Source organism: Moraxella porci DSM 25326, assembly GCF_002014855.1.
Taxonomy (GTDB): Bacteria; Pseudomonadota; Gammaproteobacteria; order Pseudomonadales; family Moraxellaceae; genus Moraxella; species Moraxella porci.
The window spans coordinates 174,552-198,195 of the sequence record NZ_MUYV01000005.1 but is presented as its reverse complement, the minus strand read 5'-3'; the positions used below and the strand labels follow the sequence as shown (position 1 = coordinate 198,195).

The window sequence follows — 23,644 nt, the reverse complement described above, 5'->3', positions numbered from 1 at the left end:
ACTACCAATTATTTAGTTTTTGTTGCCAAGCACGGCATTTATCAGCGATCGTATCGACCGAATGTCCCATGATATCGGCTGTCACGGCGATGTACTCGACGCGTGCGCCTTGCAGCTCATCGCGCAGCTGTAGCACATTATCCAAAGCAATGCCGCCGATGATGCACAGCGGAAAATCAAACTCACTGGCTTTGGTAAGCGTCTCGCGAGGGATGATGCTGGCGCGAGGCTTGGTGATCGATGCAAAGGCTGTACCCATCGCCCCATAAGTCGCCCCCTCTTTGCGCGCTTGTTTAAATAAAGCGATGTCAGTGTGACAAGTGCGCCCGATCACCACATCATCCCCCAAAATCTCGCGCGCAACTCGTACACTGCCATCGCGCTGACCCAAGTGCAGCCCTGTGCCAAAATGCGAGGCCAGCTCCAGATCATCATTCATCACCACATCGATGTCATAGTCATTAGCAAGGCTTACGATCAGCTCAGCTTCACGATACACCGTCGCCAGATCATACAGCTTTAGCGTTGATTTGCGGCGCACTTGCAATAAAGACACCGCGCCCGTATCAAACACTCGCTCGAGCTTTTCAAGCAAGGTATTAATCTCATCATCATTGGTCAGTAGATATAATTTTGGCGCGGCCATCTCTCCCCCGATCGCTCTGTCATCTTGCATTGCAAGTTAAGCTGTCATTATACCCCAGATGATGGCTGAACACCATGCCAATCCGATGCATACTTCGAGGATGATTTGAAAGTCAGCTTTCAAGATCGCATTCAACTTGACCAAATCTGTATATAAAACAACAAAACCCTGCCACACAGACAGGGTTTATATGTTAAATAAAATAACTACTTATAAATTATACATCCATCTTCCAATCAAAAGGCATCTCGTGATGACCGCGCAATGCCATCATCAAAGTTTGTTGCATGTGAGTTAAGACCTCGCCAGTATAAGGAATGGCAGGGCGCCCCCAGACAGGATTTGGCCAAGCCACATCGTTTTGATAGCGGACGATGTGATGAAAGTGCAGCTGCGGCACTTGATTGCCAAGGGCAGCGACATTCATTTTGTCAGCGCCAAAAATTTTTGCCATTTGGCTAGATACCCAGCTTGATTCGCGCAAAAACTGCACTTGATCGGCTTGGCTAAGCTCATAGATCTCTTTAATGCCAGAGACGCGCGGCACCAAGATCAGCCACGGGAACTGACAGTCATTCATCAGGCGCACCGTGGATAATGGAAAATCCCCCACCAAAAAAGTATCCTTAGCAAGGGTTGGATGTAATTGAAACATGTTGCTCTCTTTTTTATGATTTTAAATGAGCCTATTGTAGCACAGTTTTATTGCTTAGGGGAAGTTTTAGCAGCGCTGCACTGGCGTCCGTCGATGTGATGACACTCATCAAAAATTACTTATAATTTAAAATAATGTTCTGATAAATCAATGACTTCTACGCCATACTGTACGCCAAGGTTATCTTCATCAAGCACAAATTTTAGTGCGCCAAGCACACTTGCTCCAAGCTGCGCTTTGATGGCATCACTACGCCCTGGCAAGATGGCGACTTTGGCATACACAAAGCCTTGCCCGCAGCCGCCATCACCAATCAATACATGCTCTGGCCGATACAGCCGTGATTTGATGTCTTGCAAGCGAAACACACCGCTGGCATCCAATGCCTGATTGACCGCATTCAGTAATAATGACTCATCCACTTGGATGCTATCGGACAGCTCCATGGTGACTTGTGGCATGATAATTCCTTTTTAATCAATTACTTATATTATCTGGAAGTTGGTTTATGATAGCCTATACTTTGCCCAACATCACCGACAAAACCAAGCTGTCGCCACACTTCATACAGACAAATCGAGACGCTATTGGCCAGATTTAGGCTGCGAGATTGTGGCAGCATCGGCAGCCTTAGCCAGTTATCCGCACCGATATCAGCGCGCACATCATCAGGCAAGCCATCGGTCTCAGATCCAAATACCACCGCCACACCACGCGCATCACTCTGACCATCAAGCCCAAAATCATAGTCATAAAATGGTCGGCTAAACTTGGTCGTCATCGCCACAAATCGGCTGACGCCGCTAGCCATCAGCACCGCCTTGGCACTCGCCCAATCGTCATGCACCTGTAGGTTGGCGTATTCATGATAATCAAGCCCTGCTCGTTTAAGCTTAGTATCATCCAGTTCAAAGCCCAATGGCTTAATCAGATGCAGCTGCGCCCCTGTATTGGCGCACAGGCGAATGATATTGCCGGTATTATTGGGAATTTTTGGTGAAAAAAGCACGATGTGAATGAGTGCGTCTGTCATAAGTGTAGATCAATATTCGTAATAATGTGCTTTATTGTACTGCCAAATGCGCCAAATCGCCAGTAAAAGCTGTCAGATATTGCCAAAATTTATCAAAATGTAAAAATAATTGTCAAAATACATCCAGTACTGGCATTCCATCAAAAATTTCGCTAAGATAACCATGTGGTCATCAAACATTGCACCACAATTCATTCATGTTTTACATCAAGGACAGTATTATGAAAAAAGTAATCATCGCATCATTGGCAGCTGTGTTCGTTTTGACTGGTTGTAACACCGTCAAAGGATTCGGTAAAGATGTTTCAAAAACTGGCGATGCAGTCAGCAACACCGCTCAAAAAGTTGAAAACAAGCTGTAAGCAGTTTAGCAACAAAAAACTCGCCCTGATGATGGCGAGTTTTTTATTATGCTTAAAACCATCGATCACACATATGCATCATCACAAAAACTGACTCACCAGATGATTGACATAACGAAATCCCAACTCTGTCGGCGCAATCAGCAAAGGATCAAATACCATCAATCCTTGATGTTGTAGCGGCATCATTTCATTATCAATGGTACTGACAAATAAGCCAGTTCGCTCTTCAAAAACTTGCGTCGTCGTCCCACGGCGTAAGCGTAAGGCGTTCATCATAAATTCAAACGGTAGATTTTCTTGAGCAATGATCTCAAAGTTCACCATTTTTGGCGCACCTTGATAATTTAGATAATCTTTTGGCAGGCGTGATTTTTGAAAACGATAAATCCCCTCTGCCAAGTCCACCTGATCTGCGACGGTAACTTTGCCATGCGCGCCCGCACCAATCGCTAGATAATCGCCAAACTGCCAATAATTCATATTATGCCGACACGGGCTATCGACTCTGCCTGCCCATGCACTGACTTCATAATGATCAAATCCGTGCTGTGTCAATACATCTCGCCCTGCCGTCTCGATGGCCTCCATCGTCTCTTCATCAGGCAGATCAGGCGGCGTCCGATGAAAAGCGGTATTAGGCTCAATTGTCAGCTGATACCATGAAATGTGCGTCGCACCAGCATCGATGGCGGTAGTGATATCTTGCACGGCAAGGCTTGGTGTTTGATTGGGCAAGCCATACATCAAATCAGCATTGATTCGCTCAAAGCCTGCTTGCCTTGCTTTAATGATGGCGTTGATAGCCTGATCAGGATTATGGATACGCCCAAGCACTGATAAAGCCGTACCATCAAAGCTCTGTACACCGATCGATAGGCGATTGATACCGATATCCAAATATGACTCAAACGGTGCGTGCTCAAGCGTACCCGGATTGGCTTCTAGCGTGATTTCACAGTCTTTGGCAAAAGGTAGGATTTGCTTAAGTCCTGCAAATAGCCGCGCCATCTCATCGATGGGCAATAATGAAGGCGTACCACCGCCGATAAATACCGTCGCAATTTCACGATTTGCCAAAAATCGCACCTGTGATGACGCATCCGCCAATAATGCATCGACATAATCAGCAAACGGTGTATCACTGGGCAATGCGTGCGAATTAAAGTCGCAATAAGGGCATTTTTTGATACACCAGGGTATATGAATGTACAATGACAATGGAATGCGTGATGGCACCAAGCTCAAATCAGGGATCATGCGTCGCCCAAATCTGCCGTATTACCATCTGATGCTTCGGTTGCTTCCTCAAAATCAAACTGGCTGAGTTTAAATTTTTGGTCAATATGCGACTCTAGTGCAGGTAGATTAAAGGCATCATTTTCACTGACAAAGCTGATCGACACCCCAGTATGACCCGCTCGGCCCGTACGCCCGATGCGATGCACATAGTCATCCGGCATATCAGGCAAGGTAAAATTAATCACATGAGTGACATCATCAACATGAATGCCACGCCCTGCCACATCAGTCGCCACCAAAATATTCACCTCGCCTTCTTTGAAACGCTGCAAATATCGCTCTCGTTTTTGCTGAGCAACATCACCTGACAGCATCGTCACCTCATGATGGCGGCGTAGGTTGTCATACAGTCGCTTGACTTGATCCTTTCGATTGGCAAAGACGATGACTTTTTTGACCGCTTTGTCTGACAAAATCTGACGCAAAGCAGTCATCTTCTCACGCTCAGTCAATAGATAAAATTTCTGCTCAATGGCGGTATTGGTCTTGGATTCGGGTGCAATCTCAACAAAAGCAGGATGATACAGCCAGCGATACGCCAAATTCATCACATCTTGGTTGAAAGTCGCCGAAAATAGCAAGCTTTGGCGGTCGGTGTTAGCAGGCATATGACGCACGATACGCTTAATATCAGGGATAAAACCCATGTCCAGCATACGATCGGCTTCATCAAGCACAAAGACCTCCACACGATCCAAGAACAGCACGCCCTTATTCACCCAATCAATGATGCGCCCTGGTGTACCGATGAGAATATCCAGCGGTCGTTTATTGATTTGTTCAGCCTGCTTATCAAAATCGGCACCACCCGTGATGCACAGATTGTACAGCTCACTAAATCGAGTCAACTCACGACAATCGGCCAAAATCTGCTGAGCAAGCTCCCGAGTCGGTGCCAGCACCAAAGCGCGCGGCTCACCCAAGTAGCGTTTTTCGTCTTTGGCGAATGGCTTATTTAGCAGTGCTTCAATGATAGTAATCAAAAAAGTCGCCGTCTTGCCCGTGCCTGTCTGTGCCTGCCCGATGGCATCTTGATTTGCCAAGGTGTGCGGCAAAATCTGTGCCTGAATTGGCGTTAATTTGGCGAAATTAAGTGCCTTGATTGCCTTTAGCGTCGATGGCGACAAAGGCAAATCTTCAAAATGAGTAAAAGTACTGTCGGTCATATCGCGTTATCTGCATTGGTCTGTATCTATGGTGATCATCATAAATACAATAAATAATTGAATACTTAATAAATTAAAAATTAAGATGTGGGCGCTGCAAGTGTTTGCTCAAGACAATGATTAAAAGAAGATTCACCAACTGCCATCACAAAAGCCTGTTTGTCAGGCTCGCTGCCGTAAATGGGTTCTTGATATAGACGCTCGGTGGCATCTTTCCAATATTGATCCAGTGTGTCGGCAGTCGCAGCAGCCATCTGCGATCTCATCGCGCCCATGCTTTGGTTCAGCTCACCGACCAGCTTGGCTTGATCGATCCCAACTTGACGAGCCGCTGCAATACGCATCACGCCCTCGGTAGCAAAAGAACAAAAATCAACAGCAGCCTCTTCGTGCGCTGTGGGTGATGCAGCGGTATTGGCATAAGCCATAAACGGTAACGATAAGACAATTATCAAACCCGATTTTTGTAGTAATTTTATCATTAGGATACCTATAAAGGATGGCTAGCGAACAGCTGTACAATTCTCATTATCGCATGTTTGTTGATAATTTTAAAGCTATTAACGCTGTGTTGATGAATTTTATGCCATGATGCCATCACAGCGTTGGCATAAATTCCATTTTAGAAAATAAAAATTCAATTTTTGCGCTGGCGGTTTTGATAGTCATCCCGTAAAGTACAGCCATCTTTATCTTGATGATTAACTGTAGGAATGCTCATGTCACAACCCCAAACACCCCTCAAAAATCGCGCTCGCCGAGTCATGCCATTTTTTGGGCTGAGCATGGGTGTGAGTATTTTTGCATTATCGTTACTGGTGATTTTGCCATTTGCGATGATGATTATCACCACATTGCAGATGGATTTTGCAGACATCATACGCACCATCAAAGAGCCTCAGGTCTTTGCAGCCATTAAGCTGTCCTTATCGATGGCGGCTTTGGCGACTTTGACCAATTTGGTATTTGGTACGCTGATCGCTTGGGTGTTGGTGCGCTATGAATTTTGGGGAAAGTCATTCATCAATGCATTGGTGGATTTGCCCTTTGCGCTGCCGACCGCGGTGACAGGCATTGCACTGGCCACTTTGTACGCGCCCAATGGTTTTTTTGGTCAATGGTTTAGTAAAATTGGCATCGCCTTGACAGGTGAGCCGATTAAGATTGCCTTCACGCCGATTGGCATCTGGCTTGCGCTTGTTGTGGTCAGCTTTCCTTTCATCGTGCGTGCCGTACAGCCTGTATTGGCTGAGCTGTCAGTCGAATTTGAAGAAGCAGCGGCAGTGATGGGCGCATCTCGCTTGACCACCTTTCGCCGAGTGATTTTGCCTGAGATCGCCCCTGCAATGCTGATCGGTGCTGGGATGATGTTCGCTCGTGCCACTGGTGAATATGGCTCGGTGATTTTTATTGCGGGCAATATTCCAATGCAATCTGAGATTCTGCCGCTGATCATCGTCTCAAAGCTTGAACAATTCGATGTCGCCGGTGCAGCTTGCGTGGCATTATTCATGCTGCTGTTGTCATTGATTGTGCTATTTGCCATCAACTACGCACAGTGGCGTCTGTCGGCTCGCTTGGGTGCGAAGACCAATTAAAGTGGTGCTTTGAGATTTTTAATTATTGTTTAAATTCAGTGGATTAAGGTTTGGTTTATTATGGCAGTTTCAACGCATTACGCCTACCAAAAAAACCCAGCAACAAAAGACAACCCATGGGTCAAATGGCTGCTGATTTTCATTGCCATCGCCTTTATGATGGTGATGTTGGTGGTGCCTTTGGTATCGGTGTTTTATGAGGCGCTCAAAGATGGTTGGCAGGCTTATCAAGCTGCATTGCTTGAACCTGATGCTCTATCCGCGATTAAGCTTACCTTAATTACCACCGCCATGGTTTTGCCGGTCAATACGCTCATCGGCGTGGCACTGGCTTATCTGATCACTCGCCACAAATTCCGTGGTAAATTTATTATCACCACCCTCTTAGATCTGCCCTTTGCAGTTTCGCCAGTGGTGGCAGGTTTGATGTTCGTGCTGGTATTTGGCGCCAATACTTTATTGGGTGGTTGGCTTGAGAGCATGGGGATTCAGGTGATTTTTGCGACCACGGGTATCGTGCTGGCCACTTTATTTGTCACCTTTCCATTCATCGCGCGCGAACTGATTCCTCTGATGCAAGCACAAGGCGATAGCGAAGAAGAAGCAGCGCTAACGCTTGGCGCGAATGGCTGGCAGATGTTTTGGAAAGTGACTTTGCCAAATATCAAATGGGCGCTACTGTATGGCATCATCTTGACCAATGCCCGTGCGATGGGTGAGTTTGGGGCAGTGAGTGTCGTCTCAGGGCATATTAGTGGTGAGACCAATACCATGCCGCTGATGATCGAGATCGCTTATAACGAATACGCCTTTACTTTGGCATTTGCGCTATCAAGCTTACTGGCGCTCTTGGCACTGGTGACGCTGTTGGTTCAGGGCATCATGAGTCGAAATACTCGCCACTAATTTAGTTTATATTTTTAATTATATCTTAATAAAGGCAGACCGATGAGTATCAAAATTCAAAACATTCATAAGCGCTTTGGCAACTTTGTGGCACTCGATGACATCAACATCGAGGTGCCGACAGGTGAGCTGACCACTTTGCTTGGCCCCTCTGGCTGCGGCAAGACAACGCTGCTGCGCATCATCGCCGGCCTAGAAAATGCTGACAGCGGACGGATATTTTTTGATGGCACGGATGTCACTGACATCCCTGTTCAGCGCCGCGGAATCGGCTTTGTGTTTCAGCAATACGCCCTGTTTCGCCATCAAACCGTCGGCCAAAACATCGCCTTTGGCTTGACACTACTCCCAAAAAACGAACGCCCAAGTACTGAGCAAATCGAGCGCCGTGTCGATGAACTGCTTGAGTTGGTGCAGCTGCCACACACCAAAAAACGCTATCCACACGAACTGTCAGGTGGTCAGCGTCAGCGTATCGCACTGGCGCGCGCCTTGGCCACCAATCCCAAGCTTTTGCTGCTCGATGAGCCATTTGGCGCACTTGATGCCAAAGTCCGCAAAGAGCTGCGCACTTCGCTCAAAGACATTCAGCGCGAGATCGGTATCACCAGCATCATGGTCACCCATGATCAAGAAGAAGCCCAAGCCATCTCTGATAAGATCGTGGTCATGAACCATGGTAAAGTTGAGCAAATCGGCAGCCCCGCTGAATTGTTTGCAACCCCTGGCAGTGATTTTGTGGTGGATTTTTTGGGATTGTGAGGAACATCTTACATCACAGAGCCATCATCTTGGCTTTAGACTTTGGTTATGACAAGATAAGTATTGCATATCAATCGGGATAATGCCATGTGTTGATGAATGATCCTGATGAGCCATATATGATAAAGCACGGTTATCATCCGTGCTTTATTTGATTTAACACTTTATGTGATGACACTTTGGCTAATATCTTTCAAAAAAGGCGGGTTTTATCAATGATCGGTGCTGCGCGGATAGATTTACCACACCAACCATCACTGTATCTCAAACGCCTGATAAATCGCATCATCCAATCGATCCACTGCAATGATGGTGATGCCAGCAAACTGACGATTGCCCGCCTGCGGTGCATTGGCGCGTGGCACGATGGCATGAGTAAAACCGTGCTTCATCGCTTCTTTTAGTCGCTCTTGACCGTTTGGCACAGGGCGAATCTCCCCTGATAAGCCCACTTCGCCAAATACACACAAACGATTGGGCAAGGCTTTTTCACGGATACTTGATGCACAAGCGAGCAATACCGCCAAATCCGAGCCTGTCTCCATCACCTTGACCCCACCGACGACATTGACATAGACATCCATGCCGCTGGTGTGAATGCCGCCATGACGGTGCATGACCGCCAAGAGCATAGACAATCTTTGATAATCAAGACCCAGTGCCATGCGCCGCGGCTGTGCTTGCGAGCTATCTACCAATGCCTGCACTTCAACCAATAGCGGACGCGTGCCTTCACGACTGACCATCACCACCGACCCTGCAATCGGCTTATCGTAGCGACTCAAAAAAATCGCCGATGGATTGGCAACTTCTTTTAGCCCGGTATCTGTCATGCCAAAAATACCCAGTTCATTAACCGCCCCAAAGCGATTTTTCACCGCACGAATCATCCGAAAGCGACTATCCGACTCCCCTTCAAAATACAGTACCGTATCCACCATATGCTCAAGCACTCGTGGACCAGCCAGCGCCCCTTCTTTGGTCACATGACCCACCAAAAACAGCGCTGTGCCCGTCTGCTTGGCATAGCGAGTCAAAATCGCCGCCGACTCACGAATCTGTGCCACACCCCCAGGTGCGGACTGTATCATCTCAGTAAATAGTGTCTGAATCGAGTCAATCACCGCAATCGCTGGCTGCTCTGCGGTCAATGCCATGCAGATGGTATCGACATTGGTCTCAGCCAGCACGCGCAAGCGATCAGTCGGCAAGCCCAATCGCTTGGCACGCATCGCCACCTGCGACAGACTCTCTTCACCAGTGATATAAAGCGCAGAGCCTGACAGGCTGTCACTTGATGCCATATTAATGGCGGTTTGCAATAGAATCGTCGATTTGCCAATCCCTGGATCACCGCCAATCAGCACCACCGACCCTGCCACAAGCCCACCGCCCAGCACACGGTCAAACTCGCCAATCCCTGTCGGCATCCGAGTCTCAAGCGTCACGCCGACATTGTCCAGCGTCATCACGCCACTGGTTGCCCCTGCATAGTTGGCAGTCTTACGGGGAGCGGCTACTGCACTGCTTGATTTTTTGGTGTGATGTGGTAAGGCAGTGTTAGGCGCTTCGATCAGTGTATTCCACTCACCGCAGTCGGTACATTGCCCTGCCCATTTGCCATACATCGCACCGCAGTTTTGGCAGACATAGCTTGATTTGGCCTTTGCCATGAGATTTCCTAATGCTGAGATATTTGCGCAGATTGTAGCATTTTTGTAGGATTTTCGCTGAATTTTTAGTGCTAAATGCCAATACCGCGACAGATTAAGCCTTATTACAATAAATCAGCCACTGACTGTTGATAGGCTTCATCTACTGTCTTATTTTAAAATCAAATAATAAGAGTACCCAAAAAAAAGCATTTTTGGCTAACACAGATCGGCAAAACAGGTATCAATTTTTACAATAAAAACAGTCACAAGACGAGCAATCGCAGGTTTGCTTTATCATTTAATAAAAAAATACCAGTATTTATTTACATTAGGATACTTATCATCGAACAGATTTTATGGCATAATATTGGCTTTCAAAAGATTTGCATCAATTTGTTACACTTTTTTGAGTTTTAATGATATCAATTTTTGATGTCAATAATGTGACAGCCTGCAAATCTGCATTTTCTTATCAAATGAGACTTCATCATGACTGCAACGATTACTGCACCAGAATTTGTCCGCCACCAAGCCCTAATTGATTGGGTTGCCAAGATTGCCGCATTAACCAAGCCAGCTGCCATCAAATGGTGCGACGGCTCAGAAGAAGAAAATCAGCGCTTGATCGACTTGATGATCGACAATGGCACGATGATCAAATTGAACGAAGAAAAGCATCCAAATTCCTATTTGGCTTTTTCTGATCCATCGGATGTTGCTCGTGTTGAAGATCGTACTTTTATCTGCTCAGAGAATGAAGCCGACGCTGGCGCTACCAATAACTGGGTTGCTCCAGATGAGATGCGCACTAAGCTTGATAGCCTGTTCGATGGCTGCATGGCTGGTCGTACCATGTATGTGGTGCCATTTAGCATGGGTCCATTGGGCAGCCATATTGCGCATATCGGCATTGAGATTACTGACTCACCGTATGTAGTGGTCAGCATGCGCAAGATGGCGCGCATGGGTAAGGCTGTGTACGATGTGCTGGGTACTGATGGTGAATTTGTGCCATGCGTACACACCGTTGGTAAGCCTTTGGCTGACGGCGAAAAAGATGTCGCTTGGCCTTGCAATGATGACAAATACATCGTGCATTTCCCTGAGACGCGTGAGATCTGGTCATATGGCTCAGGCTACGGCGGCAATGCTCTACTTGGCAAAAAATGCCTAGCACTGCGCATCGCATCAGCCATGGGTCGCGAGCAAGGCTGGCTGGCTGAACACATGCTTATTTTAGGCGTGACCAATCCACAAGGCAAAAAACACTACATCGCTGCTGCCTTCCCATCAGCGTGTGGCAAGACCAATTTCGCCATGCTTATCCCACCAGCAGGCTATGAAGGCTGGAAAGTCGAGACTGTCGGTGATGACATCGCTTGGATCAAGCCATCAAAAGACGGCAAACTATACGCCATCAACCCTGAAGCAGGCTTTTTTGGTGTCGCACCAGGTACCAACACCAAAACCAACTCAAACTGCATGAGTACGCTTAGCACCGATGTCATCTACACCAATGTCGCGGTCACGGATGACGGTGAAGTCTGGTGGGAAGGCAAAACCAAAGAAGCCCCTGCAAACCTAACCAACTGGAAGCGCGAGCCTCATACTGGCGAAGAGCGCGCTGCGCATGCCAATGCTCGTTTCACCGTATCGGCAGCCCAATGCCCATCGATCGATCCTCAATGGGAGAATCCAGAAGGTGTGCCGATTTCTGCATTCATCTTCGGTGGCCGTCGTGCCAATACCGTGCCACTGGTCTCAGAAGCATTTGACTGGGTCGATGGTGTGTACAAGGCCGCCACCATGGGTTCTGAAACCACCGCCGCAGCCACTGGCGCGCAAGGTATCGTCCGTCGTGATCCATTTGCGATGCTACCATTTGCAGGCTACAACATGGCTGACTATTTCAACCACTGGCTACAAATGGGTGAAAGCGTCGGTGCCAAAGCCGAAGCTGCTGGCAACAGCCTACCAAAAATGTTCAAAGTCAACTGGTTCCGCCGTGATGAGAATGGCGACTTCGTCTGGCCAGGCTTTGGTCAAAACATGCGTGTCCTGCAGTGGATCATCGAGCGCTGTGAAGGTACTGCCAATGCCGTTAAGACACCGATTGGCTTAGTCCCAACTTATGATGACATCAACTGGGATGAGTCTGACTTTAGTAAAGCGCAGTTTGATCTGGTCACCAGTCAAGACAAAGATCTGTGGATCAAAGAGTTAGAGAGCCATGCCGAACTATTTGAAAAGCTGGGTGAGCGCATGCCAGAGGCACTAAAAGCTCACAATGCCAAGCTGATGGCAGATGTGACAGCCGCCTAAGCGACCGCTTAAGCCATTTAAAGGGGCAGAGGGTGATCTTCTGTCCCTTTTTTGTCATCAATTATCAGCAGACCAAGATTGGTATTTGCCATCCGTATTTTAGGATGTCAATCAATACAAGCATCATGCATAAGTGATGGCCATTGAAGCTCATAAATATGCTATAGTATGCACAAGATAGGGATAAGGTGATCCTCTATGTGGTTAAAATTCAAACTGTGGCTAAGTAATCCAGCTCAAAATCTATGGGTGCAGCCGACGCTTGGCGCCTTATTTGCCATCGGATTTTCGGTATTGGCCAGCATCACCCATTATTTCATCCCTGAGCGCTGGTTGATCGAGATCAGTGCATCAACACTATCAGATCTATTAGACATCATCTCAGGCAGTATGCTGGCAGTGAGCACATTTTCGCTGTCAATCATGGTCTCAGCATTAGTGGCGACCTCATCAAGCATCAGCCCTCGTGCGCGTGTCTTGGTAATGTCTGATGCCAGTACAAGACTTGCCATCACCAGTTTTATCACCGCCTTTATCTATGCGGTGATCGCCAAAATTTCACTAGAATTACAGCTTTATGGCACTGGCGGCCGCTTGGTGATGTTCATCGGCACTTTGATTGTACTGATGTATCTGATCTTCACCCTGATCCGTTGGGTACAGACACTGTCAAACCTCGGCTCTTTGGTCGATACTGTCGAGAAGATTGAAAGCGCAGTCATGGCACAGCTTGCCACTTATCGCCAATACCCACAGCATGGCATCATAGGCGCCAAGCCATTGATTGCACCAAAAACCCTCATCTACTGCCGACGCACGGGCTATCTGACACACATTGAGTTTGGCTTACTCGATGAATGGTGCCAAGAACACCACTGCCGCATTCACATCACCTTAAATTTAAATGAACTGGCTGCCAGAGATACTGTGCTATTTGAAGTATATGCACAGGATAACTGCACACTCGATGCCAAGGCTTGGGCAAATCTTGATGATACGCTTAATGAATTTGCTGTCATCAGCTCAGCGCCCTCGCACCAGTCTGCGCCCTTATACGGCATTCAGCTCTTGGCCGAGATCGCTGAGCGCGCGCTGTCTGCTGCTGTCAATGACCCGACCACTGCATTTCAGACCGTCAGCGTGATCACGCATCTGCTCGCCGATGTACGACCCGCAAAAGACGATGAGGCGCTGGATTATGCTTATTTGAGCATTGAGCCGTTTTGCGTATCGCGGTTTATTGAGCCATATTATCCAATCGCTCGCGATGGCATTGCACACACCGAATTCATCGTTCATATGCTGCGGTGCTTGCACATCGTACATCGTACTGCGCCTGAGACCGCCCTACAAGATGCCGCTGTCTTGATGGCTGAGCGCATTTATTTATTGGCGCATCATCACACCGATTATGATGCTGCGCTGCATCAATTAGATCAGGCATGGCGATCGTATTTTGGTCATCTGCCCATGCCGAAGCATCCATAAGCCATAAAATTCAACCACTGAAATAAGGACACATTATGAGCATCATTTATGATTTCACCACCCAAGATTTACTGGGCAACACGATTGATTTTGCTGATTTTACTGGCAAAGCACTACTCATCGTCAATACTGCAAGCGAATGCGGATTTACCCCACAGTTTGCAGGACTGCAAGCTCTACATGAACAGTATCACGATCAAGGGCTTGTGGTGATTGGCTTTCCATGCAATCAATTTGGCAAACAAGAACCCAATGACGGTGCTGCCATCGGTGAGTTTTGCCAAAGAAATTATGGCGTCGAATTTTTGATGATGCAAAAAATCGATGTCAATGGCGAGCACGCTCACCCGATTTTTACATGGCTAAAGTCCCAGCAAGGCGGACTTTTGACCGATGGCATCAAGTGGAATTTCACTAAATTTCTCATCGGTCGTGATGGCAAAGTCATCGACCGCTATGCCCCAATGACCAAGCCTGAAAATTTGACAGCAGATATCGAGTCAGCCTTAGCAAAATCGCTCTAAATTTTATAATAATAAGTTGTTAATTTTCAATAGGTTATAAACTTTATCACAAATTTATCAAATTTTTGATAAAAAGTATTTGACACCTGTGTAAATTTCTATATAATACGCACCACAACGAACGAACATAGCAACACACTGTAGCGTGTTTGGTTCAGACTTAAAATGTGATACCTTGACACAGTATCAATTTTCCAAATTGGAAAAGACATTTTAGGGTGGTTAGCTCAGTTGGTAGAGCATCTGCCTTACAAGCAGAGGGTCAGCGGTTCGATCCCGTTACCACCCACCACTTTGCAGCGGTAGTTCAGTTGGTTAGAATACCGGCCTGTCACGCCGGGGGTCGCGGGTTCGAGCCCCGTCCGCTGCGCCACTTTTAGTGTAGCTTTTATAAGCTTTTCACTTTCTCCCCAAGTCTCCCCTGGCTTGGGGATTTTTTCTTGAGTCGAGTTTATTGCAACTTTAGCATATCAAATCATCGTACGCTTTCAAACTTAACCAAACCAACTTTTTTAAACTAAATCACCCACCAAAAAACCTTACCTTTTTCATCTGTCATTTTATGAGCCAAATAGTACGGACAATGAACCAAAAACACCAACCCATATAGTCATTTTCTCGATCCAATTTGTCCATTTCATCTTTTCCAATCCAAATTTCTTTTACCAAGCTTAATTGTTCTTTCGGTGTCAATTTATCCATCTGTTCATTTGGCAAGGACTGTGAATTTGAACGCAATTTGCAAAGTTTGTTATCTAGTAAATACTCTAAAGCTTCAAAGAAATATCGCTCTGGATTATAATCTGCATTCAACGGAGTTTCTAGCTGATCCATCCAGCCATAATAACCCAAAGCCACATCCCACAAATAGCTTAAGTCCATACCACCACAATTATCCAAATAGGTTTGGGCAATTAATTTCGTTAAATCAATTGATTTCATCAACTAAAATCCATTCTGTTTTATAGACAAACAATTTTATCATACAATTGTAGCACACCATTTAAATCAATTTATGCTAAAATACCCCCAATTTTTTATTCAAAATCTGTCAGCCAAGAGCCAACTATGACCAGCACGCCAACCGTATTTGATCCAAAAAACCCAGCCCAAACGCCAAATCCCAACACACCTGCCTATCACCATAAAGCCAATCACAACCAAAACCGCAGCATTGATGAATCCGCTGCCGCCATCGCACAAGCCTCAGGTAGTGCACCCAAAGTTGGCTTTGTGTCCTTAGGCTGTCCAAAGGCACTCGTCGATAGCGAACGCATCATCACCGAGCTGACTCGTGAAGGCTATCAGGTCGCCAAAGATTATGACGGTGCGGATTTGGTCGTGGTCAATACCTGTGGTTTTATTGAGTCGGCCGTCCAAGAGTCGCTCGATGCCATCGGTGAAGCCATCAACAAAAACGGCAAAGTCATCGTCACTGGCTGCCTGGGCAAAGATGCCGACAAAATCCGCACCATGCACCCATCGGTGCTGGCAGTCACTGGTGCACACGCCTATGATGAGGTGGTATCAGCCGTCACTCATCATGTACCAAAGCCTGCCAAATCAAAGACTTATGATCCAAAAATCGATCTTATCAACGATGCAGGCATCAAGCTGACACCCAAGCATTATGCTTATCTAAAAATCTCAGAAGGCTGTAATCATCGCTGTACATTTTGTATCATCCCATCATTGCGTGGTGATTTGGTCAGTCGTACCATTGATGGCGTAATGAAAGAAGCCGTCGCACTCAAAAATAGCGGTGTCAAAGAGCTACTCATTATCTCCCAAGATACCTCAGCCTACGGTGTCGATACCAAGTACAAGACGGTATTTTGGGATGGTCAGCCGATTAAGACGAAGTTTTTTGATCTGTGCGAGCAGATGGCAAAGCTAGGCATCTGGGTACGCCTGCACTATGTCTATCCTTATCCCCATGTCGATCAAGTTGTACAACTCATGGCTGATAGCATGGCAAAATCAGGTGGTACAGGCGGACTGTTGCCCTACCTTGACATTCCATTCCAACACGCCAGCCCAAGTGTGCTAAAAGCCATGAAACGCCCTGCGATGAGCGAAGACACCCTTGAGCGTATCCGTGCATGGCGCGCGATTTGCCCTGATATCGTCATTCGCTCGACTTTTGTAGTGGGCTTCCCTGGCGAAACCCAAGAAGATTTTGAATACCTACTTGACTGGCTAAAACAAGCTCGCCTTGATCGTGTCGGCTGCTTTACTTATTCAGAAGTCGAAGGTGCGGTGGCAAATGACTTGCCAAACCCTGTACCTGAGCACATCAAACAAGAACGCTATGAGCAACTGATGGCACTTCAACAACAAATCAGCTCTGATAAGCTTGCCGAAAAAGTGGGTAAACGCCTAGTCGTGCTCGTCGATGAGATTGATACCGAAGAAAATATCGCCATCTGTCGTAGTTATGCTGATGCCCCTGAGATTGACGGTCATGTGTATGTGGATAATATCGATGCGACAGTCAAAGCTGGCGATATACTGACGGTGACGATTGATGAAGCCAGCGACTATGATTTGTTTGCAAGCTTTGGTTCTTGATTCGCTTTTAAATGACTTTATAACCACCCCCAAAATCTACCCCAAGCCATTCGCTGAATGGCTTTTTTATCTCATATCATGATAAACAAATAATAATAACTAACCATGACCAACACCAATCAAAGCTTTTTACCTGTCATTATTCTTGCGTTATCCGCATTTATTTTTAATACCACTGAGTTTATCCCCATCGCCCTACTGACGAATATCGGTACCAGCTTTGGTATGACTGCCAGCCAAACAGGTATCATGATGACTGTGTATGCATGGATTGTCGCTGTGCTATCTTTGCCAATGATGCTTGCGACCGCTACCATCGAACGCAAAAAGCTACTGTTGATTCTTTTTGGCTTATTTGCCATCGGTCATATCGTCTCATACCTTGCCACCAGCTTTACCATACTGCTTGTGAGCCGTGCGATCGTGGCGATTACCCATGCAGTGTTTTGGTCAATCACCGCAAGCCTTGTCGTGCGTCTGGCACCCATTGGTAAAGGAACTCAAGCCTTAGGGCTACTATCCACAGGCAGCGCATTGGCAACCGTGCTGGGATTGCCACTGGGTCGTGTACTGGGTCAAGTATTTGATTGGCGAACCAGTTTTGGGATGATTGGTGTGATTGGCCTTGTGATCATGCTGCTGCTCGCCTATCTATTGCCGCGCCTGCCTGCCAAGAATTCAGGGAATCTATCTAGCCTACCAAGCGTCATCAAAAACAAGCCCTTATTATCCGTCTATGCAATGATTGTGCTGACTGTCACAGCGCATTTTACTGCTTATAGCTATATTGAGCCATTTGTGCTTGGCATCACAGATTTTGGCGCTGATTTTGCGACGATGACTTTGCTACTGTTTGGTGCAGCTGGGATTGTAGCAAGCATTTTGTTCGGTCGATATTACGAAAAACTGGGCGATCGCTTTATTGCCATAGCATTTGGCGGTATGCTTATTGGACTTGTTGGCTTGATGCCGATGGCTGACATACAGGGTATTTGGACAGTTTTGGTGTTTATTTGGGGTGTATCGCTGACCGCTTTGGCACTGGCATTACAGATTCGCGTGCTAAAACTTGCACCAAAAGCCACCGATGTCGCCATGTCGATTTTTTCGGGTATTTTCAATATCGGTATTGGTGGCGGTGCGATGGTTGGTGGTCTTGTGATTGCAGGATTTGGCTTGCCAATGATTGGCTATGTGGGCGCATTGATTGTGATGGGTGCGGTGGCAGCATTCATTTATACCAAATCAGCTGCCCCAACAGACTATTAGGATAGGGACGCGATGGCTCTTAGAGTACAGATACATGGATGGCTTTGCTTTATATCAGTGCATCTTGATAACTTTGCAATGATACACTTACCAAGATGCGCAAGTACCTTAGGGTTGATTGGTGGCGGTATTGATATCCATCGGCACATCCATCAGTAGGATTTGACTATCACCAATGGCAGTGACGTCGAAGCCATCGGTATCCCACACGCCCAAGCCGTCTCGCTCACCCAGCACAGTATCACCAATCTTGGCACCGCCTTTGATGACAAAGACATACACGCCATTACCATCACGCTTGATGTCATAACGCTTAGCCGTGCCATCGCTAAAGTGGGCTAGGCTAAACCACGCATCTTGATGAATCCACACGCCTGCATCGTCAGCAGTTGGCGATAGGATTTGATGAAAATCATTGGGCGTAGCATGATCGCTGATACGAATTTGTTGATAACGGGGCTCTACGCCATTTTTGCGAGTTAAGACCCAGATTTGTAAGAACTTCACCGCACGGTCAGCATTGGCGTTCATCTCACTGTGGCGAATGCCTGTACCTGCACTCATCACCTGAATATCTCCTTGACGAATCACCCCGCCATTACCCATGCTATCACGGTGTGCCAAATCGCCTTCTAGTGGAATGGAGATGATTTCCATGTCATTATGCGGATGTGTACCAAAGCCCTGCCCGCCTGCGACCGTGTCATCATTAATCACACGCAGTACGCCAAAATTGGTACGCTCAGGGTTATAATAGCCACCAAAGCTAAAGGTGTGATGACTGTTTAGCCAGCCATGATTGGCGACGCCACGACTGTCTGCGGCATGATAGATGGTTTTCATAAGTTACTCGCTGTATTGTGTTGATGAGTGTATTATCCATCAATGTCAGCAAAGCAACAAGTCACAGCTGCATCAAATGATTTTTCAAATATAGAAAGATAATTTTATCATCTTTATCATCATCAAAAAAAACCACCGCAACATGGCGGTGGCGATTGATCCATTTTATTCATCAATGATGGTATTGCCAGCATCATCATAGTTATAAAAACCTTTGCCAGACTCTTTACCTGTTCTGCCCTGATCAAGATAGTCGGCTTTGAGCTTTTGGATAAATTGTTTCTCAAGCTCATTGCCTGTGCGCTCAGCATTGGCAGAGTGGATGGCATAGACGGTGCGCAGACCAACGATGTCCATGATCTCAAATGGTCCTTTGGGTGCATGAGTCGCTTTTTTCCAGACTTTATCGATTTGTTTGGGATCTGCCACTTCATTGGCATACAATTGGCTGGCAGCATCCAGCAGCGGCACCAAAAGGCTGTTCATGATATAGCGTGGCTGCTCTTTTTGTAGCACCACAGGATCCATGCCCATATCTTTGGCGAATTGTTCTGTCATTGTGACATATTTGGTATCAGTTTGGGCAGTACCCATGACTTCGACGATATTTTGCACCCAGATATTATTGGCAAAATGCAGCGCCAAAAACCGCTCAGGCGCACCGGTGCTCTCTGCAAAGCTGCTCGGTAGTAGTGTCGATGTATTGGTCAAAAAGATGGTATGATCAGGTGCCGCTGCCCCCACCTGCGCCCAGATTTGTTTTTTTAGATCTAAGTTTTCAGGCACCGCTTCGATGATCAAATCGGCAGCACTGACTGCACTATCCAGATCACTGCTTTGGCTTAGGCGATCCATCGTCTGGGACAGCTGATCGGCAGTTGCGCCGACTTCTTTTTGGTACACGCCTTGCAAGCTCTCAAATCGCTTGGCAGCAGCGGCAAGTGCGTCATCATTGATGTCATAGCTGACCACTTCAAAACCGGCATACGCCGCCTGAAAAGCGATCTGCGCACCGAGTACGCCAGCACCGAGTACTGTTACTTGTTTGATTGTCATGTTAGTCTCCTTTTAAGTTGTTGTGTGCTACTGTGTGAATTTTGATGAGTAATCACTGAACTCATTATGCAAAAGTTTTGGTTATCATGCAAGCCATCGGGCCGCTCATTGACCGATTTACTGTAGAATGATGAGTCAAAAAATCGCCAGCAGTTACTGCTGATTATGTTTATGAGTTAAACAGTTTGGCATCTAGCGAATATTTACCAGCACCCACCACCCAATAAATTAAAAATACCATACAGTAAAGAGCTGCCGCCTCGCCTTTATTGACAATCGGATTAAAAATCAAATCAAAGCCCGAATGAAAATAAAAATACGCCACCGCCATCATACCTGCCATGATAAAGGTATTGATGCGGGTATATAAGCCCAAAATCAGCAAGACTCCGCCGATAATCTCAAGCATACCACCAAGCCCCATCAAAGTCATCCACTCAACAGCAGGCTTACCATTGGTCATCGACTGTGGAAAAGCGAACAATTTCACCGTGCCGTGCACCAAGAACATATATCCGACAATCACCCGAGTGAATAACAACACCAAATCTTTCATTGGATGTTCGCTGTGTTGTACTGACTTGTTCATGATGACCTCTGAATAATTGAACGACTTGATGATAGATAAAGATTGCTAAGTACTTTACTTAATGTGACTGGTTGTGACTTAGCGATCAGTTTTGGCTTTATTTTAATTGATTTTGGTGATTGAACAAGGTACACTTTGACAAGTCATCTTTGCAAATATAGAAAGATGAGTATCAACATTAAACATACTGTTGTTATCATATATCATAGTTTATGACAGTTTTTACTAAATTTAATCAAAAGAAGTCCTCGCCATGAGTCAGATTAGCCTTGATGATATCCGTCTATTTGTTTCTGTCGTCCAAGCAGGCAGTCTGAGTGCCGCCTCTGATTTGACTGGTGTGCCAGCTTCTAGGCTCAGTCGCAGACTCACACAGCTTGAAAATTCGCTTGGTACACAGCTGATCAATCGCGGCAAAAAAGGCGTGAGCCTCAATGAACTTGGTGAGCATTTTTTTGCTCATGCCCAAAATATGCTCGAACAAGCCGATGCCGCCATCCAAAGCATCCAAAACGGTCTGAACAAACCCAGCGGCCTACTGCGCATCTCTGCACCTGTCGATGTCGCGCACCGCTATGTCATTCCCTATCTCAATGACTATCTGACTGAGTATCCTGATGTGATGATCGACATCAATCTTAGCCAACAAAAAGTCAATATGATCCAAGATGGCATCGACATCGCCATCCGCGTCGGCTCAATTGAAAATGACAATGTTGTCGCCAAACGATGGCTGGATATGCAATTTGGCATTTTTGCCACCCAAAGCTATCTTGACACCTATGGCGTGCCAACCAACCCAAACGACCTATACGATCACCGTATCATCGCACAGACACTAAGCTTACCTTGGCAGTTTCAAAAAGATGATCAGCTCATCAAAATTAATCCCCATCCATTTATCGGCTGTAATGACTTTACCGCTGTCGATCCTTTGATCGCACAAGGGCTTGGCATCGGCAAGATGACCTTTGAAAGTTCTCGGCATCACCCACAGTTGGTGCGCGTGCTGACAGATTGGGAAATGGGCAGCAAAACAATTTCTATGCTGTACTATAAAAACCGCGGCGGCATTCCAGCGGTGCGCAGTTTTATTGATTGGTATGTTGATTTGTTTAATTAAATCTCTTTTCTTACTTTGGAAAATTAAAGTTATACGCCCAAGTCATCAAATTCGCTTGACCGGCTATGATAGCAGTCGTATAGTTTGGCGATACTCAAAAATAACAATAACAACCAATGCAAACACCAGAATATATCGAAAAACCACCTAATTGGACAGCGGATGAGCGGCCTGCCCTGCCCGGGTCGCCCGCCAGCATCACTCATGCCCGTCCGATCGCCATCTTGTATTTTATCATCGGGATGTTCGTGACCATCGCAGGCGGTATGGGTAATGGCTTTACCACTGCCAATTTACCCTATCTACAAGGCGAATACGGTCTGACGACGACGCAAGCCGCTTGGTTTCCCGCTGTTTATGTCATCGGCAGTATGAGCTCAAGTATTCTTGCCTATAAAGCACGGCAACAACAAGGTATCCGCTGGTTCACTGAAGTATCACTGTTTGCGTTTTTGGTGGTAACAGGGCTACATCTACTCACCCATAGCTATGAATTGGCGCTGTTGGTGCGTGGCTTGAGTGGGTTTGCTGGTGGTACGCTCTCGACACTTGGGCTGTTTTATATCATGCAAGGCGTCAAAAAACAGTATAAACTGCATTCGCTGTACTTTGCGATGGCGGCAGGACAACTGGGTGTGCCATTGGCTTGGGTCATCTCGCCGTATCTGCTATCAGCGGATAACTGGGGTCGGTTGTATAGCTTTGAATTTGGCTTGACGCTGTGCTGCTTTGCAATGGTGATGATGCTCAAGCTACCCCGTGGCGTACGCATACGAGTGTTCAATCAAGGCGACATCGCAGCATTCGTCTTACTGACTGCAGGTTTTGGTGCTTTGGCAGGTGTACTGGTACAAGGTCCGATCGTCTGGTGGCAAAATGACCCAACGCTCGCCTACTGGCTAATCTTCGGCTTTGGTGCGCTGATGTTGGCATTTTTTATTGAGCATCATCGTCGCCTGCCTTTGGTGGATACCCGCTGGCTGACGACGATTGGTTTGTTGCGATTTTTGATGGCTTCGATTTTGTTGAGATTTTTGATGGCGGAGCAGTCTTGGGCGACGGTGAATTTTCTGCGTAATATGGGCATGAGCAGCGATCAGTTTGTCGGCTTATATGCCATCATCGTCGCTGGTACTTTTGTTGGTGGTATGGTCAGTGCAATGACCTTTTCGCCAAAGACTGTATTCATACAGCTGCTTGGTGCAGGTGTATTGATCGCGATTGCCAGTTATTTTGATACCAATTTGACCAGCGATGTGCGGCCACAGAATTTTTATATCAGTCAGTTCCTCATCGGCTGTGCTGGCGGTATGTTTATCGGTCCGATGCTATTGGTCGGCTTTGTCAAAGCGATGCTAAAAAGCCCTAACCACATTGCCATGTTGATCATCTTATTCACCGCCAGTCAAAACTTCGGTGGTTTGCTTGGCTCGTCATTTTATTCAACATATCAGCAGCAACAATTTCAGGTACATCGTCAAGCCATACTTAATGATATACCATCGACTGATCCTCAGTCCACACTCAGACTTGCCCAGTATCAAGCAAGCTATCGCCCTGTACTCACCGACAGCACTCAGACAAGCCAGCAAGCCACCTTAACTCTCAATCAAGTCATTAACCGTGAAGCGACAGTTCTTGCCTTTAGAGATGTGATTCGCTTCAATTTTTATTTGGCATTGGTAGGCATTATTTGGGGCATCGTTCAGATGTTCATTGTCAAACGATATTTAAAGAAAAATCCCTTACCCATCGGTCAAAAATAACAATAAAT

The 23,644-nt window shown here is 46.5% G+C and carries 23 protein-coding genes and 2 tRNA genes; 13 read left to right on the top strand and 12 right to left on the bottom strand.

Annotation, left to right across the window (positions count from 1 at the left end):
• Position 1 precedes the first annotated feature (1 nt).
• The 4 genes from B0681_RS05150 to B0681_RS05135 all read right to left on the bottom strand — a co-directional run bounded on the left by B0681_RS05150 (position 2) and on the right by B0681_RS05135 (position 2,334).
• The gene (locus B0681_RS05150; protein WP_078317678.1) at positions 2-646 is read right to left on the bottom strand and encodes a thiamine phosphate synthase; all 645 of its coding nucleotides are present in this window, start codon (positions 644-646) and stop codon (positions 2-4) included.
• A gap of 217 nt (positions 647-863) precedes the next feature.
• Positions 864-1,301 (bottom strand): HIT domain-containing protein, encoded by a 438-nt coding sequence (locus B0681_RS05145; protein ID WP_078317677.1) that lies wholly within the window; start codon positions 1,299-1,301, stop codon positions 864-866.
• 119 nt (positions 1,302-1,420) lie between these two features.
• On the bottom strand, positions 1,421-1,762 hold the full coding sequence (locus tag B0681_RS05140; protein ID WP_078317676.1) for a 5-carboxymethyl-2-hydroxymuconate Delta-isomerase: 342 nt from the start codon (positions 1,760-1,762) through the stop codon (positions 1,421-1,423).
• A gap of 29 nt (positions 1,763-1,791) precedes the next feature.
• Positions 1,792-2,334, bottom strand: coding sequence for a tRNA (cytidine(34)-2'-O)-methyltransferase (locus B0681_RS05135; RefSeq protein ID WP_078317675.1), 543 nt, complete (start codon positions 2,332-2,334; stop codon positions 1,792-1,794).
• Between the two features lie 221 nt (positions 2,335-2,555).
• On the opposite strand from B0681_RS05135, the gene B0681_RS05130 reads away from it, so the two are divergent.
• Positions 2,556-2,696, top strand: a complete 141-nt coding sequence (locus B0681_RS05130; protein WP_078317674.1) for an entericidin A/B family lipoprotein — start codon at positions 2,556-2,558, stop codon at positions 2,694-2,696.
• A gap of 81 nt (positions 2,697-2,777) precedes the next feature.
• Here B0681_RS05130 and hemW read toward each other — a convergent pair whose 3' ends face one another.
• The 3 genes from hemW to B0681_RS05115 form a co-directional block, all read right to left on the bottom strand.
• A complete protein-coding gene (gene hemW, locus B0681_RS05125; protein WP_078317673.1) occupies positions 2,778-3,956 on the bottom strand; it encodes a radical SAM family heme chaperone HemW in 1,179 nt (392 codons plus the stop codon).
• Entirely contained in the window at positions 3,953-5,164 is a 1,212-nt protein-coding gene (locus tag B0681_RS05120) for a DEAD/DEAH box helicase (RefSeq protein ID WP_078317672.1), read from the bottom strand. Before B0681_RS05120 ends, hemW begins: the two co-directional genes overlap by 4 nt.
• Before the next feature lie 80 nt (positions 5,165-5,244).
• The gene (locus B0681_RS05115) at positions 5,245-5,646 is read right to left on the bottom strand and encodes a hypothetical protein (RefSeq protein WP_078317671.1); all 402 of its coding nucleotides are present in this window, start codon (positions 5,644-5,646) and stop codon (positions 5,245-5,247) included.
• 237 nt (positions 5,647-5,883) lie between these two features.
• Here B0681_RS05115 and cysT point away from each other — a divergent pair, with 237 nt between their 5' ends.
• From cysT to B0681_RS05100, 3 genes are read left to right on the top strand one after another with little or no spacing between them, the layout of a single operon-like run.
• Positions 5,884-6,762, top strand: a complete 879-nt coding sequence (gene cysT, locus B0681_RS05110) for a sulfate ABC transporter permease subunit CysT (protein ID WP_078317670.1) — start codon at positions 5,884-5,886, stop codon at positions 6,760-6,762.
• Between the two features lie 60 nt (positions 6,763-6,822).
• Positions 6,823-7,668: a sulfate ABC transporter permease subunit CysW gene (gene cysW, locus B0681_RS05105; protein WP_078317669.1), complete on the top strand. Its 846-nt coding sequence runs from the start codon at positions 6,823-6,825 to the stop codon at positions 7,666-7,668.
• Positions 7,669-7,710: 42 nt separating this feature from the next.
• Positions 7,711-8,430, top strand: coding sequence for a sulfate/molybdate ABC transporter ATP-binding protein (locus B0681_RS05100; RefSeq protein WP_078317668.1), 720 nt, complete (start codon positions 7,711-7,713; stop codon positions 8,428-8,430).
• Positions 8,431-8,684: 254 nt separating this feature from the next.
• Here B0681_RS05100 and radA read toward each other — a convergent pair whose 3' ends face one another.
• Positions 8,685-10,103 (bottom strand): DNA repair protein RadA, encoded by a 1,419-nt coding sequence (gene radA, locus B0681_RS05095; protein WP_078317667.1) that lies wholly within the window; start codon positions 10,101-10,103, stop codon positions 8,685-8,687.
• 471 nt (positions 10,104-10,574) lie between these two features.
• Here radA and B0681_RS05090 point away from each other — a divergent pair, with 471 nt between their 5' ends.
• The 5 genes from B0681_RS05090 to B0681_RS05070 all read left to right on the top strand — a co-directional run bounded on the left by B0681_RS05090 (position 10,575) and on the right by B0681_RS05070 (position 14,792).
• Positions 10,575-12,407 (top strand): phosphoenolpyruvate carboxykinase (GTP), encoded by a 1,833-nt coding sequence (locus B0681_RS05090; RefSeq protein WP_078317666.1) that lies wholly within the window; start codon positions 10,575-10,577, stop codon positions 12,405-12,407.
• A 198-nt stretch (positions 12,408-12,605) separates the two neighbouring features.
• The gene (locus tag B0681_RS05085; RefSeq protein WP_078317665.1) at positions 12,606-13,895 is read left to right on the top strand and encodes a DUF2254 domain-containing protein; all 1,290 of its coding nucleotides are present in this window, start codon (positions 12,606-12,608) and stop codon (positions 13,893-13,895) included.
• A 35-nt stretch (positions 13,896-13,930) separates the two neighbouring features.
• Positions 13,931-14,419, top strand: coding sequence for a glutathione peroxidase (locus B0681_RS05080; protein ID WP_078317664.1), 489 nt, complete (start codon positions 13,931-13,933; stop codon positions 14,417-14,419).
• 216 nt (positions 14,420-14,635) lie between these two features.
• Positions 14,636-14,711: transfer RNA gene (locus tag B0681_RS05075), tRNA-Val, on the top strand.
• A gap of 4 nt (positions 14,712-14,715) precedes the next feature.
• Positions 14,716-14,792 (top strand) — tRNA-Asp (locus tag B0681_RS05070).
• Between the two features lie 182 nt (positions 14,793-14,974).
• Here the strand turns inward: B0681_RS05070 and B0681_RS05065 are convergent.
• Positions 14,975-15,361 (bottom strand): hypothetical protein, encoded by a 387-nt coding sequence (locus B0681_RS05065; protein ID WP_078317663.1) that lies wholly within the window; start codon positions 15,359-15,361, stop codon positions 14,975-14,977.
• 126 nt (positions 15,362-15,487) lie between these two features.
• On the opposite strand from B0681_RS05065, the gene rimO reads away from it, so the two are divergent.
• Together rimO and B0681_RS05055 are read left to right on the top strand one after the other, a co-directional pair.
• Positions 15,488-16,990 (top strand): 30S ribosomal protein S12 methylthiotransferase RimO, encoded by a 1,503-nt coding sequence (gene rimO, locus B0681_RS05060; RefSeq protein ID WP_078317662.1) that lies wholly within the window; start codon positions 15,488-15,490, stop codon positions 16,988-16,990.
• Between the two features lie 105 nt (positions 16,991-17,095).
• Positions 17,096-18,259, top strand: coding sequence for a sugar transporter (locus tag B0681_RS05055; protein WP_078317661.1), 1,164 nt, complete (start codon positions 17,096-17,098; stop codon positions 18,257-18,259).
• A 108-nt stretch (positions 18,260-18,367) separates the two neighbouring features.
• Here B0681_RS05055 and B0681_RS05050 read toward each other — a convergent pair whose 3' ends face one another.
• The 3 genes from B0681_RS05050 to B0681_RS05040 all read right to left on the bottom strand — a co-directional run bounded on the left by B0681_RS05050 (position 18,368) and on the right by B0681_RS05040 (position 20,747).
• Positions 18,368-19,102: a pirin family protein gene (locus B0681_RS05050; protein WP_078317660.1), complete on the bottom strand. Its 735-nt coding sequence runs from the start codon at positions 19,100-19,102 to the stop codon at positions 18,368-18,370.
• Positions 19,103-19,267: 165 nt separating this feature from the next.
• Positions 19,268-20,158 carry a 3-hydroxyacyl-CoA dehydrogenase gene (locus B0681_RS05045; RefSeq protein ID WP_078317659.1) on the bottom strand — a complete coding sequence of 297 codons (891 nt, stop codon included), beginning with the start codon at positions 20,156-20,158 and terminating at the stop codon, positions 19,268-19,270.
• A 169-nt stretch (positions 20,159-20,327) separates the two neighbouring features.
• Positions 20,328-20,747, bottom strand: a complete 420-nt coding sequence (locus B0681_RS05040; RefSeq protein ID WP_078317658.1) for a DoxX family protein — start codon at positions 20,745-20,747, stop codon at positions 20,328-20,330.
• A 253-nt stretch (positions 20,748-21,000) separates the two neighbouring features.
• Between B0681_RS05040 and B0681_RS05035 the strand changes: the two genes are divergently transcribed.
• Positions 21,001-21,870 (top strand): LysR family transcriptional regulator, encoded by an 870-nt coding sequence (locus B0681_RS05035; RefSeq protein WP_078317657.1) that lies wholly within the window; start codon positions 21,001-21,003, stop codon positions 21,868-21,870.
• Positions 21,871-21,986: 116 nt separating this feature from the next.
• Positions 21,987-23,636 carry an MFS transporter gene (locus tag B0681_RS05030; protein WP_078317656.1) on the top strand — a complete coding sequence of 550 codons (1,650 nt, stop codon included), beginning with the start codon at positions 21,987-21,989 and terminating at the stop codon, positions 23,634-23,636.
• Positions 23,637-23,644 lie beyond the last annotated feature (8 nt).